The sequence below is a fragment of the Thermodesulfovibrionia bacterium genome (genome assembly GCA_030646035.1).
In the GTDB taxonomy this organism is placed as follows: domain Bacteria; phylum Nitrospirota; class Thermodesulfovibrionia; order UBA6902; family UBA6902; genus JACQZG01.
In genome coordinates this window covers 116,352-129,528 of record JAUSMY010000058.1, presented here as the reverse complement: position 1 = coordinate 129,528, position 13,177 = coordinate 116,352, and the positions used below count along the sequence as shown (strand labels likewise).

The 13,177-nt window shown below is 46.6% G+C and carries 14 protein-coding genes; all 14 read right to left on the bottom strand.

The annotated features are described in order from the left end of the window. Entirely contained in the window at positions 1 to 1,476 is a 1,476-nt protein-coding gene (locus Q7U10_10980) for an MlaD family protein (protein ID MDO8283124.1), read from the bottom strand. Continuing rightward, a complete protein-coding gene (locus Q7U10_10975) occupies positions 1,473 to 2,231 on the bottom strand; it encodes an ABC transporter ATP-binding protein (protein MDO8283123.1) in 759 nt (252 codons plus the stop codon). The genes Q7U10_10980 and Q7U10_10975 overlap by 4 nt, the downstream gene beginning before the upstream one ends. Next, the gene (locus Q7U10_10970) at positions 2,231 to 3,004 is read right to left on the bottom strand and encodes an ABC transporter permease (GenBank protein ID MDO8283122.1); all 774 of its coding nucleotides are present in this window, start codon (positions 3,002 to 3,004) and stop codon (positions 2,231 to 2,233) included. Before Q7U10_10970 ends, Q7U10_10975 begins: the two co-directional genes overlap by 1 nt. Positions 3,005 to 3,089: 85 nt before the next feature. Beyond that, the gene (gene rodA / locus Q7U10_10965; protein MDO8283121.1) at positions 3,090 to 4,214 is read right to left on the bottom strand and encodes a rod shape-determining protein RodA; all 1,125 of its coding nucleotides are present in this window, start codon (positions 4,212 to 4,214) and stop codon (positions 3,090 to 3,092) included. A gap of 9 nt (positions 4,215 to 4,223) precedes the next feature. Next, positions 4,224 to 6,083, bottom strand: coding sequence for a penicillin-binding protein 2 (gene mrdA, locus Q7U10_10960; protein ID MDO8283120.1), 1,860 nt, complete (start codon positions 6,081 to 6,083; stop codon positions 4,224 to 4,226). A 19-nt stretch (positions 6,084 to 6,102) separates the two neighbouring features. After that, on the bottom strand, positions 6,103 to 6,609 hold the full coding sequence (locus Q7U10_10955) for a hypothetical protein (GenBank protein ID MDO8283119.1): 507 nt from the start codon (positions 6,607 to 6,609) through the stop codon (positions 6,103 to 6,105). Further along, entirely contained in the window at positions 6,606 to 7,394 is a 789-nt protein-coding gene (gene mreC / locus Q7U10_10950; protein ID MDO8283118.1) for a rod shape-determining protein MreC, read from the bottom strand. Before mreC ends, Q7U10_10955 begins: the two co-directional genes overlap by 4 nt. A gap of 59 nt (positions 7,395 to 7,453) precedes the next feature. Beyond that, positions 7,454 to 8,479, bottom strand: coding sequence for a rod shape-determining protein (locus Q7U10_10945; protein MDO8283117.1), 1,026 nt, complete (start codon positions 8,477 to 8,479; stop codon positions 7,454 to 7,456). A 10-nt stretch (positions 8,480 to 8,489) separates the two neighbouring features. Beyond that, positions 8,490 to 8,948 carry a hypothetical protein gene (locus Q7U10_10940; protein MDO8283116.1) on the bottom strand — a complete coding sequence of 153 codons (459 nt, stop codon included), beginning with the start codon at positions 8,946 to 8,948 and terminating at the stop codon, positions 8,490 to 8,492. Between the two features lie 251 nt (positions 8,949 to 9,199). Then, positions 9,200 to 10,237 (bottom strand): tetratricopeptide repeat protein, encoded by a 1,038-nt coding sequence (locus Q7U10_10935; GenBank protein MDO8283115.1) that lies wholly within the window; start codon positions 10,235 to 10,237, stop codon positions 9,200 to 9,202. A gap of 32 nt (positions 10,238 to 10,269) precedes the next feature. Then, positions 10,270 to 10,473 (bottom strand): exodeoxyribonuclease VII small subunit, encoded by a 204-nt coding sequence (gene xseB, locus Q7U10_10930; protein ID MDO8283114.1) that lies wholly within the window; start codon positions 10,471 to 10,473, stop codon positions 10,270 to 10,272. Then, positions 10,466 to 11,707: an exodeoxyribonuclease VII large subunit gene (gene xseA / locus Q7U10_10925; protein ID MDO8283113.1), complete on the bottom strand. Its 1,242-nt coding sequence runs from the start codon at positions 11,705 to 11,707 to the stop codon at positions 10,466 to 10,468. The genes xseB and xseA overlap by 8 nt, the downstream gene beginning before the upstream one ends. A 3-nt stretch (positions 11,708 to 11,710) precedes the next feature. After that, positions 11,711 to 12,364: a ribulose-phosphate 3-epimerase gene (rpe, locus tag Q7U10_10920; protein MDO8283112.1), complete on the bottom strand. Its 654-nt coding sequence runs from the start codon at positions 12,362 to 12,364 to the stop codon at positions 11,711 to 11,713. Positions 12,365 to 12,406: 42 nt separating this feature from the next. After that, the gene (locus Q7U10_10915; protein MDO8283111.1) at positions 12,407 to 13,108 is read right to left on the bottom strand and encodes a PASTA domain-containing protein; all 702 of its coding nucleotides are present in this window, start codon (positions 13,106 to 13,108) and stop codon (positions 12,407 to 12,409) included. Between the last annotated feature and the right edge of the window lie 69 nt (positions 13,109 to 13,177).

Below are 13,177 nucleotides of genomic sequence, written 5' to 3'. Positions count from 1 at the left end.
TTACGGCAATGAAAGGTTTGGTGATTTGCCGAAGATGTATTTGAAGTCCTCATCCTCAAACATGAAGCCGCCGCCGATGTATGCGCCGACCTGGTCTTCATTAAAGAAGTTATCTATACCGCCGCTTACAAACATATAATTAAAGAATTTATAATCGACACCTATCTTTGCATGGGCCCTGTCTGCATTTACTTCATCGGCATTAAAGTCCCAGATATCAAACCTTACCCTGCCGATATCATCATTAAAATAATAATCACTGCCGACCCCGAGAGTTGACTCTGTCATGCCTATCCTGAGAGCAAGATTCTCAAATCGTTTTGCAAACTGCGCAGTAAACTCGACTTTACTGGCAACCTCCTCTTTGGTTGATATGACCCCGTTTATATCTGTAACTGTTGTTTCCACCGAACCATTGGGGTCTTTTACCACTCCGAGAATATAGTATTTATCAGCCCTCGGCTGAAGCGTAAGGTCAAAATACCCTCTCCAGTCACTGCCCCTGATACTGTAGTCTGTCCTGAAGTCCATGTAGGTCCTGAGCTTGTCAGCAACATCCATCGCCTTTCCTGCCCCATCGGCAACCTTGTTCAGAGAGTCATACAGATCCTGCTCTTTCAGAAGTTTCCCGATCGTGCCCTCGCCTTTTTCCAGCTTGGTGGTGATCTTATTGACTGACGCAGACACATCTCTGATATTTTCAACACTATCCTTCAGCGCATAACGGTTCTCCTCGATCACAACTTTAAGGTCTCCGACAACCTGCTGAAGATCATCAACCAGCCCGGGCGCCTTTTCATCCAGCTTGGCAGCAACCCTCTCAAGGCTGGCAATAAGGCTCGGGCCTTTTTCAGCAAGCGTCTTTGAAAATTCCTCAAAATTAGCAAGGGTAACATGCAACGGCTCCTTATTTTCGGTAAGTATGACCTTCAGGTCTTCTGATATTATCTTAAGGTTATGGATCATCTCTGATATCGCCTTTTTTTCAGGATCCTGAAGTATGTCGCCTAATGTTCCCGCAAGTGTGCCTACGTTAGCACCGGCAGCTGTGAGCTCAGTGGCAAGCACATCCATATCAGCGGAAGGGTCGATATGAGTTATATAATCGCCGTCTTTAAGAAGGGCATGGTCAGAGGTTCCTGTTGTAAGGGAAAGGTACTTGTCACCAAGAAGCCCTGTCATCCTCAAAGAGGCTTTGGCATTCTCATAGATCTTGTTCTCAGGCCTTATCATGAGCGTCAGCTCTGCCTTGCCATCCTTAAGCTCTATCTTTTTCACAATGCCTGAGTCAACGCCTGCTATCTTTATCCTTGAGTTCTCGTCAAGGCCGCTTATATTGTCAAAGACCACATGCAGCCTGTAGCCCTTATCCAATATATTTGAGAGGATACCAACCTTCAGGGTCATATAAGAAAGGATAAGGATGACTATGATTGCAAATATCCCCACTTTTAGCTCTGCTGATAAATTTTTCATCTTTCCATTCCCTGAAGTGTTATAGGGCCCTCGGCATTTCCCTCGACAAACTGTTTCACCGCAGGGTCTTTGGTATTTTTAATCTCATCCGGTGTGCCTTCTGAAATAATAACTCCATTATAAAGCATGGCGATCCTATCTGCAATCTTATAAGCGCTCTTCATGTCGTGAGTTATGGCGATAGAGGTGATATTCAGCCTCTCCCTCATCTCTATGATAAGCTCATCTATTACATCAGCCATTATAGGGTCAAGCCCTGTGGTCGGCTCATCATAAAGCAGTATCTCAGGCTCCATCGCTATCGCACGGGCAAGCCCGACGCGCTTTCTCATGCCTCCTGAAAGCTCTGAAGGCATAAGGTCTTCCACACCGGCAAGACCAACGAGTTTGAGCTTCTGCGACGCTGCCTCTTTGATCTCCTTTTCAGACATCCTGGTATGTCTCATCAAGCCGAAACCCACATTCTCCCAGACTCTCATGGAATCAAAGAGCGCTGCTGACTGAAATAGCATTCCGAACTTCTTCCTGATATTGTTAAGCCCGTCTTCATCAAGCCCGGAGAGGTCAACGGAATCAATGAATACCTTCCCCTTATCAGGGGCCAGCAGCCCTATTATGTGTTTAAGGATAACGCTCTTTCCCGAGCCGCTTCCGCCTATAACAACAAGGCTCTCGCCCTTCTCTATCTTCAGGTTCACGCCGCGCAGGACATGGTTATTGCCGAAAGATTTATGTATATCGATCAGCTCTATCATCAGAAAAGCCATGCTGACAGAAAATAGTCAGAGATAAGTATCGTCATTGATGAAAGCACGACAGCGCCGATAGTGGCCTTGCCTACGCCTTCAGCTCCGCCTCTTGTGTAATATCCGCGGTAGCAGCTGATAAGAGCGAAGGATGCGCCGAAAAATGCAGCCTTTATCAGGCCGTTATAAATATCCGCAGCCTCGAGATAGTCCCATGTCGCGTTCAGGTATGAAGTGGAGCTTGCGCCTAACAGAGTCACTGTGACAAAGTATCCGCCCATTATCCCTATGATATCAGTGACAATGACAAGCGCAGGCATCATTATCAGGCCTGAAAGGAACCTCGGCACGATGAGATACTTGACCGGGTTGGCGGCAAGCGTCTCAAGCGCGTCTATCTGCTCGGTGACCCTCATGGTCCCAAGCTCTGCCGCCATGGCTGCGCCTGCGCGTCCTGTTACAATAAGGGCGCAGAGAACAGGCCCGAGCTCCCTCGTCATAGACAGTGCAACAACAGAACCGACAAGCCCCTCTGCACCGAACCTCTTAAACCCGGTATAACTCTGAAGCGCAAGAACCATCCCTGTGAAGACAGCGGTAATAATGACCACAGGGAGCGAGTTTATCCCTATCTCAACCATCTGCTTTGCTGTATTTCTTATCTCATAGGGAGGCTTAATAGTCTGCTTTATAACAGAAACCAGCAGGAGGATCACCTGCCCAACCTCTTCTATCGGTTTTTTTACAGCCCTGCCTATGAACTCCGCGGTCTTAACAAACATTACCCACCTGCTTTTATAATTAATGGATCAGTTAAAAAATTATACGACATTTGGCCGGCAACATAAAGACAATAAATAATCCAGCTTAATTAAAAGGGTTCGGGAGCCTCCGCATCCTAACATTCTCTATCAGCGCTAATGAAAGAAAATTTGAAAGAAGCGCGGTGCCTCCATAGCTCATTAAAGGCAAAGGCGCGCCGACTACCGGTGTCATCCCCATCGTCATGCCTGCATTGATAATGAAATAGAAAGTGAACATGAATGTGATCCCTGCCGCAAGGTAAGCCCCTTCAAGGTCCCTCGCCTTTTTTGCGGTATCAAATCCCCGCAGAATTATGAAGAGATAAAAGAGAAAGAGGATGAGCGAGCCGACAAATCCCCATTCCTCGGCAAAGATGGCAAATATGAAATCCGTATGCTTTTCAGGAAGGAACCTCAGCGGCCCCTGTGTGCCCTTCATATAACCCTTGCCTGTAAAACCGCCTGAACCTATAGTGACCTTTGACTGCTTGATATGATAACCGACCCCCTGAGGGTCAACCTTAGGATCCATGAATGCCACTATCCTGTTCTTCTGGTATCCCTTCAAACCTCCCCAGAATACATTCCCGACAAAGGGGAGAGAGATTATCCCTATGATAACCGCGATCACCAGCAGCCTTCTTCTTATGCCTGCAATGAAGAGCATGGATATGAAAATAAAGAGCAATATAAGCGCTGTGCCCAGGTCCGGCTGTGTGGCTATAAGGATAGCCGGGACTACAAAAAAGACCGCGGCGATCTTTGAGATCTTTAACATGCCGAGGTCTAAATTCTCTCCCATTGCGGCAAGATAACGTGACATTGCCAATATAAAAAAGAGCTTGAAGAATTCAGACGGCTGAAAAGAGAGGAATCCGAGAGGTATCCACCTCTGCGCGCCCATGCCCTTCCTGCCTATGAAGATTACCAGGATCAGAAGAATTATCCCGGCTCCGTATATCAGAAAAGAATATCTGACGATCTGCCTGTAATCAACACTGATAACTGCCAGAAAGAATATTACGCTGAGCCCGATCCAGTAAAGCTGCCTTATATAAAAAGACTGCTGTTCAGCATCAAAGACAGGCCTGGTGGCGCTGTAGATAGTTGAAACACCTATCAGAGCCAATAAAAGCGCGGCAATGAACATGCCCCAGTCAAAATTATATATCAGCCTTCTGTCTATCATAAAAGTTTTTTAGTCCCCGCTTCCGGGTTCTGAGCTCTCAGTTCCGGATGCCTCATTCACGATCTCCGGCATGGACTTCTCAGTCATCTCTTTCAGTTTCTCAAGCCTGAGCTTCTCGTTCTCTGTTTTGGATTTCATGTAAGCCTCTATTACATTTTTTGCTATAGGCGCGGCAGCCACTCCGCCGAAACCTCCGTTCTCCACAAAGACAGCTACAGCTATCTCTGCGTTATTTACAGGTGCAAAAGAGATGAACCATGCATGGTCTTTGAACTTCTTATTATAGCCTTTAGAAAAAGAGTCCTTGCCAACTACCTGCGCAGTCCCGGTCTTGCCCCCGATGCTGGTAAGTTTTGAATTTGCCGACCAGCCGGTCCCTGACCTTTCCTGAACCGCGCCTCTCATCCCACTCATTATAATATCAAGCGTCTCAGCCCTTACGCGGACAGACTCCTCATTCAATGAAGGCCCGCCTTCATCCCTCATCAATATTGACGGCTTGATCAGCCTGCCGCCGTTGACAACAGCAGCGGTAAGCATCGCCATCTGCAGTGGCGTAGCGGTCATGTATCCCTGGCCTATTGAAGCGCTGACCGTCTCTCCCATATACCACTTTTCGTGCTTCACCCTCTCTTTCCATTCAGAAGTTGGAACCATGCCTGTTATCTCTCCGTTAATATCAATGCCTGAAGTCCTCCCCAATCCGAACCTTTGAGCATAATCCGCAAGCGTATTAATATTTATCCTTTTGCCTATCTCATAAAAATAGACATCGCACGATTCAGCCAGCGCCCTGTGCAGGCCGATCCTGCCGTGGCCCTTTTTTTGCCAGCATCCGACATCTCTGCCGCCGATCTTCAAAGAGCCTCTGCAGTCAAATGTTGTGTCTTCAGTGATTATCCCCTGCTCAAGCGCGGCTATAGCTGTGATGACCTTGAAGGTCGAGGCCGGCGGATAACGGCTCTGTATCGCCCTGTTAAGAAGCGGCTTGTCAGGATTATCCGCAAGGCTGCTCCATTCATCATGGCTTATGCCTCCGGAGAAAAGGTTGGGGTCAAAGGACGGCGAACTTGCAAGCGCTAATATCTCGCCTGTCTGAGGGTCAACAGCAACAACAGCGCCGGTCTTCCCTGCGAGGCTCCTCTCAGCCTCAAGCTGGGTCATCATATCAATGGTCAGCCTGATATCCTTCCCCTTTATGGACGGCTCGAAACTGACAACCCTTATCTCCCTTCCCATTGCGTCAACTTCAATTATCTCGCCCCCGGCAACTCCCCTTAACAGGTCATCATAGAACTTTTCCGCGCCGTACTGCCCGACAAATGCCTCCTGCGGGACATCGCTGAAATCATCATTCTTCAGCTGGCCCGGGGTCAGCCTGTTCAAATAACCTAAGACATGGCCTGCAAGCGCTCCGTAAAGGTACTTCCTTCCTGTCCTCACATCAACCTGAAGGCCGGGGAACTCCATCTTTCTCGCCTCAAGAGTTGCAACCTCATCGAACGACAGGTTCTCCTTGAGCTTTATCTCATCAGAATTGTTGACAGGCGGTTTATTAAGGATCGCCTTTAATGTTTCAGTGGAAATATTAAGAAGTGAGCTAAGAGAGAAGAGAGTATTCCAGTCTTCAGGCAGGCCTTTCTTCACAGCAGAAGCATCAAAAAAAGGCATGTCGCTCACAAAGGCCATGCCGTTCCTGTCGTATATGATGCCGCGGGGCGCAGGCCTTCTCACGATCTTCAGCCTGTTATTGTCTGAGACCTTTTTATATTCCTCGCCTCTTATTATCTGAAGATTGAATAGCTTCAGCACAAGGAGGGCAAAGACAAGTAATACCAAATATGAACTGGCAAGGATCCTTCTTTCCATAATGATCGATCAACAAAACTTAAGATTTCCAATAAAGGTTCTTTGTGTAAGATGATTCCTGCTGTATAAAATCTGTATCAGGCATCATGACGCGATAAAAAACAAACGCTGCGGCAGCTGTATAAATAACCTCCAGCATGAAAGCGCCGGATAAGATGTCCACAGGAGAGATGGTGGAGAAGGTCTTTGTGTAAATATAGATGAATATTATATCAGCTGCCGTGACACAGGTGACCACAACGACAAATATAAAAGAGTTCCACTTGAATAACTTCTCTCTGAGAAAATTCATTACGACAGACGCAGAAAGCATCGAGATAATATGAGGCCCGATCAAAAAGCCGCTTGCAGAGTCTGCCATCAGCCCTGCCGCAGATCCGAATGCCACACTCTTTGCGCCGCCGTATCTCAGGCTGTAAAGACATACAAGAACAAGCAGCAGGTCAGGTTTGACAACCTTGAACAATACAGCCTGAAGTGAGATAAGCAGAAAAGCCGCCAAGGTATACAGGAGAAAGTCTTTCATCTCTTCAGGATCGCAACCTCCTCCAGTGCATTAAGATCCTGTGAAGGCGCAACCTTGATGGTATGAAAGATACCGCCCTCATCCTTTACCAGCTCTGTGACATAACCAACCACAAGACCTTCAGGGAATATCTTATCAAGCCCGGAAGAGATAACAGCATCTCCGACCTCAACCTCGGCCTCTGAAGACACGTATTTAAGGTAGCATATATTGCCGCCCCTGCCTTCCAGTATTCCTTCAGCCCTTGTAGACTGCATCCTCACGGCAAGCGCTGAACTCGCATCCGTAAGCAGTATAACGCTTGAGCTGTCATTGAATATCCTGTGTATCCTTCCGACAACTCCGGCCGGCGTGACAGCTATCATCTCCTTCTCAACGCCGTCATCAGAACCCTTGTTTATCCAGATGACCTGATACCAGTTTGAAGGGTCTCTTGCAAAGACCTCTGCGGAAGTTACAAATTCAGGCCTCTGAGATTTCAGGTCAAGCATATCCCTCAACCTCTTGTTCTCAAGCTCAGCCTCAATGTATTTATTGCTCTCTTCCTGAAGCTTTCTGAGCCGGGCATTAAGCTCCCTCTTCTCAAGGCCCTCACGCGGCAATATATATGTCCTGAAAAAATCTCCGGTTCCTTTTGTTGCAGATGAGAGAACCTTCTCGATCGTCTTGATGGGGTAGACAGGTGTGTCAGTGATACGGCCCTTCCCGATCCTGCTCTGGAAGACAAGTATAGCGGCGATTAATACAACAAGAACTGTGGATACAACATATCTTTTTTTAAACACATTATATAATTTTATTTTAGAAGCTTTTTATAAACTACGACATTTGTCATAACGGGTCTCTACTTAATTGATACCCTGCTCAGTATATCAAGGTTATCAAGCACCTTGCCCACGCCATTTACAACAGCAAGAAGCGGGTCATCGGCTACTGTCACAGGCAGGCCTGTCTCCTCTCTCAAAAGAACATCCAGCCCTCTTAATAATGCTCCGCCGCCTGCAAGTATAATACCCCTGTCAACTATATCCGAAGCCAGTTCAGGCGGAGTATTTTCAAGCGCGACCTTTATCGTGTTTATGATGACCATGACAGATTCATGTATGGCTTCCCTGATCTCTTCTTCATTGATAGTGACCGTCTTTGGAATACCTGAGACAAGGTCCCTGCCCTTGATATCCATTGTCTTGTTCTCTTCATTGACCGGAAAAGCTGAGCCGATCTCCCTCTTGATAAATTCAGCTGTCCTGTCGCCGATAAGTATCCTGGCCTTGCTCTTGATATAGCTGACGATAGCCTCATCCATCTTATCGCCGCCGACATTGACAGCCTTGCTGTATACGACACCATGCAGTGATATGACCGCAACGTCTGTAGTGCCGCCGCCGATATCAACTATCATATTGCCGAAAGGCTCGCCTATAGGCATTCCAACGCCTATCGCAGCTGCCATCGGCTCTTCGATAAGATATATCTCCCTGGCGCCTGATGCCTGCGCCGCATCCTTGACCGCCCTCTGTTCAACCTGAGTAATGCCGGATGGAACACCGATAACGATCCTCGGAGAGATAAAGCTCTTTCTGTTATGCACCTTTCTGATGAAGTATTTGAGCATCTCGCCTGTCTTATCAAAATCAGCGATAACGCCGTCCTTTAACGGCCTCATTGCTATAATATCCGCCGGTGTCCTGCCGAGCATCTTCTGCGCCTCAGCGCCTACAGCGATGACCTTTCCCGTCTGCCTCATAACAGCCACGACCGAAGGCTCATTGCTGACTATGCCCTTGCCTTTTACATATACAAGCGTATTTGCAGTGCCGAGGTCAACTGCAAGATCATTTGAGAACCAGCCTAATATTTTCTGAAACATCTATTCCTCCCTATTTCCCTTCAATAACCATTGTCTTGGCGATCTCGTCACCGAAACGCCCTCCATCCACACTGCCGAACATGATAAGCCATTCAAAAAATACAACAACTCCAAAGACCGCAATCGATAATATCCACCCTATTAACGGTATCACTCTTAAAACGCCGAAAATAAGGTATGCGACGCCAAAGAAAAAATTTCTCAATATAGACTCTTTCAAGCTGCACTGCACCGAAGGAGAACCCCTGAGAACGACCCTCAATCCGATGAGCCACTTACCCAGGCTCCTGCCCTCATTCACCCCGTCAGAGATCAGAAGATATACCAGCCCTGCAAAATAGCCTGCCACAGGAATTATCTCAACAAGCGCTCCGACAATTATAAAATCGATCGTCTTGGCAATGACCCTGTCAAGCTGTCCTGCCTTTCTTGGTTCTTCCTTTACAGTTAGAGCATCGGGGGAATTCATCTTGAAATTGCATTTAGAGTAACAGAAAGAATGGTTTATTTCAAGGAAGTTGATTACAACAACTTCAGCGGAAATCTCGTGCTAATCAGTGAGGATTTGGGTGGGCTTTTGGCATGATTCGGGATTGTCACTTTACTTTAAGTTCAACCTAAAGTAAAGTGCATATTGTTTTAGTTCAGCCAGCCATAGCGGTATGATAATGACAAACAGAGGTTGTTCGCTTGTCATTGTCATAGTATTAATTAAATAACCTATGGCAGGTTCAATGGAAAAACATTACCGGACGCTATCGCTTTGGAAAGTCTTTTCGCGTATCCCATCTCAAGCTTGAACTGATATTTCTCTGCGAGTTTTATCGCTTTGGAAGCTGTCGCCTCTGCTTTCTTCTTTCTGCCTGAGAGATAATCAAGTTCGGAAAATCCGAGCATGCAGTAGATCCTGCCTCTGGGGTCTTTTGTCTCTATGAAAAAACTGTCGGATTCATCAAAACTCTTCTTTGCCTTTTCAAAATCACCAAGCATGATATTCGACACGCCTACGCTCCATAAGGTGTAAGCATAGCTGACCCTGTCGCCTATCTTTTTGTATAGGACGCCCGCTTTTTTGAAATACGCGAGCGCCTCTTTGTAATTGCCGTGCATCCTCTGGACATTGCCAAGCCCGCAGTATGAATACGCCATGCCGAAGCTGTCGTTCAGCTCCTGGAAGTTCTTATTGGCAAGCGTGTAATACTTCCCGGAGTCACTGAAATTATTTGAGACCCTTGAAGAGCCTCCAAGACCGCAGTAGGAATACGCTACCCCTGACTTGTCTTTGAGCTTTCTGAAACGGACAAGCGCGTCATGAAATGTCTCGACCGCCTTTTTAACATCACCCTTTATCCTGTATGTCCCTGCCTTTGCCCAAATGGAAAACGCCTCTCCATACCTGTCATCCATAGAGCCGTATATCCTGTTTGCCTTATCTATTAGACGCATCGCCTCTTTCCAGTCGCCTAACGCTCTTATGGAAAGCCCGAGCCCTGTCATCGCGTCCGCCTCTGATGCCCTGTCATCAAGCGCCTCGGCAATGCCCAATCCTTCTTCATAGAATACCTTTGCAAGACTGAAATCGCCTTTCGCTCTGAGTGTATCGGCTATCGCGATAGTGCAGTTGAGTATGCCTGTAAGGTCTGATTCCTCTTTGAAAATATCAAGAGCGGTTATATAGGAAGCGACCGCCTTTGCGTATTGCGCTGATTTTCTCTGCTTCTCTGCTGCTTCAAAATATTTTATTGCTGAATTATTCATCTGTCTTCTCCATTGTTAATAAAATTATATTTTCAACTCTCTTTTTCAAACTCTTTTAAAACCTTCTTGACCTCATTATCGGTATTCTTTAATTTCGTCTTGCAGTATTTGATAAGATAGGCAGCCCTTTTGACCTTTTCAGCCAATGCGTCAATGTCTATGCTCTCGTTCTCGATCTCTCCGACAATTGATTCTATCTCTTCAATTGCGTCTTTATAACTTGGCGTATCATCCATGAGTCTTCCTCCTGCTTTGCTTTTCAACTGTGCTTGTCAATTCTCCCTTATGCAGAACTGTGCGCAATATATCTCCAGCCTCTGCTTCTGCAGAAGAGCTTATCGCTTTGCCGTTGTGGTATGTGATGCTGTAGCCCCTCTTAAGCACATTCGCCGGATTGAGATGGCCTACATTGCCCTCTCTGGAGCGAAGCCTCTCCTTTTCAGACTGTATCAGCTTGAGGGAATATTTTAAACCTTTTATAAAAATACCAAGCCTGTATGCGTTATCAAGCTGTTCTTTTCTGACGGCAGCCTCAAGGTTTTTTGCAAGAGCTGATATCCTCTCTCTCTCATCTGATGTAAGCCGCTGAGTGCCATGGACAAGATTATGCGTCAATGAATCAAGCCTGTCCTCAAAATCTTTCACCCTTGTAATTATAAGGTCTGCGACAGCGGTCGGAGTCTTGGCGCGCATGTTTGATACCTCATCAACAACGGTGATGTCACGCTCATGACCTATGCCTGCGATCACAGGAACAGGCATGAAGGCGATGGACTTTGCTATCTCGTAGCTGTCAAAGCACTGGAGGTCTGCCTGTCCGCCTCCGCCTCTCACAATGACGACAACATCAAGCCTGGCAGCATCAGCCATACACTTTTGAAGTGCGCTCACAACCGACTCCTCAGCCCTGTCGCCCTGCATAAGTGCTTCATAAAGTCTGCATGTGAATTTATATCCGTAGGAGTTGTTTGCCAGGTGAGTCATCAGGTCTTCATAACCCGCAGCTGTTGATGAAGAGATTATACCTATCTTCTGCGGGACAAGGGGGAATTCAAGCTCTTTGTTCCTGTCTTTGAGCCCCTCTTTGACAAGCCGCTCTAATATCTCTTTTCTCTTTACAGCCATCTCGCCGATGGTGTAAGAAGGGTCAATGTTTACGATATTGAGCTTAAGCCCGTATCTTTCGTGGAAACTTACAGAAGCTTCAAAGAGTATTTTAATTCCTTTAGTAAGTTCAACACCTGTGGCTTGTGTGAATACTGCAGAGAGTTTTTTATATTTATCAGCCCAGATGACAGCCTTGATCTCAGCCCTGATGGCATCATTCTCTTTATCAACAAGAGAGAGGTAGCAATGATTCTTCACATCGCATGATGCTATCTCAGCTGTGATAAGGAACGTCTCAGGAAATGAACCTTCAAGAACAGCCCTGATGAGCTGATTAAGTTCGTATAGGGAAATAATTTTCACAGCTCACTTGCACCTTTCCCTGACCATCCTCACTGTCTCAGTATAATCCTTGGAGTTGTAGAACGCGCTTCCCATGACGACTATATCCGCGCCTGCCTTCTGCACTTCAGCAACATTGTCAACCGTGACACCGCCGTCAACCTCTATCTCAGCCTTTGAGTCTCTGTCGAGCAGTATGTTCTTCAGCATCTCTATCTTCTGCAAGGACTCGGGTATGAACTTCTGCCCGCCGAATCCCGGATTGACAGACATGATAAGCACCATATCAAGGTAAGGCAGTATGAACTCCAGTTCGTGCAGAGAGGTTGAGGGGTTGAAAGAGACAGCTGCCTTAACTTTGCGCTCCTTTATCTTCTGTATCGTCCTGTGCAGGTGGACGCATGACTCTGCATGCACTGTTATGATATCCGCCCCGCTGTCAACAAATTCATCAATATATTTATCAGGATCCTCTATCATAAGATGCACGTCAAGAGGCAGTGATGTGCTCTTCCTGGCAGCTTTGACAACAAGCGGCCCGATAGTTATATTCGGGACAAAGTGCCCGTCCATTACATCAATGTGAATGAAATCAGCCCCTGCATTTTCAGCAGCCTTTATCTCATCTCCAAGCCTTGCAAAATCAGCAGACAATATCGACGGCGCTATCTTGATCATGTTTTCTCCTTATATTTATTGAATAATGTCAGCATATTATATCTAAAACCAGACGCCCCCGCGCCGTCCTAATGTCACCTCAATAGAGTCATCCCTTTGAATGGTTGCTCCTGCCTCAGGTTTCTGGAATATTACGACATTGCCCTCTTCCTGCTCAACAAGCTTTATGCCGAGTGTCGCTGCCAGCGCTCTGGCATCATCAACAGTCATCTTGACAAATGAGGGGCATAAGTATGAAACATCGTACGGCCCGAGGCTCACAAGAAAGTTCACCTTGCTGCTCTGCACATTCCCGGGCAGAGGCCTCTGTGCGATTATCACACCCTCTTCTACAGAATCAGAATGCACGCTTGTGACCTTGCCGACATTCATCCCGAGATTTAAAAGGGTCAGTTTCGCCTCTTCAAAAACCTGCCCCTCAAAAGAGGGCATGGAAAACATTTCAACGCCTTTGCTTGTTATGACCTTTATCTCGCTTCCTGACTTGACCTTCTCTCCGGCAGGGATGTCCTGCTTTAGAATATGATCTTTCGGGATATCTGTATCATATTCCTCGCCTTCAACCACGAGCGATAATCCTCCGGGCTGAAGAAGTTCCTGTGCCTCAAAGATGCTCTTGCCTGTGAGAGAGGGCATGGCTACTTTATTGAAATTCAGCAGTTTATATACCAGAAAGAATGCAGCTGCCGCAAGAAGGACAAAACCAATGAAATATGAGAACATCCTGATGAAATTTTTAAACATAGATAAGATTAAAATAATTACGGAAACATTGCAAGATAAAGCATTCAGAGAAGAAGCTGAGTCTGCGGG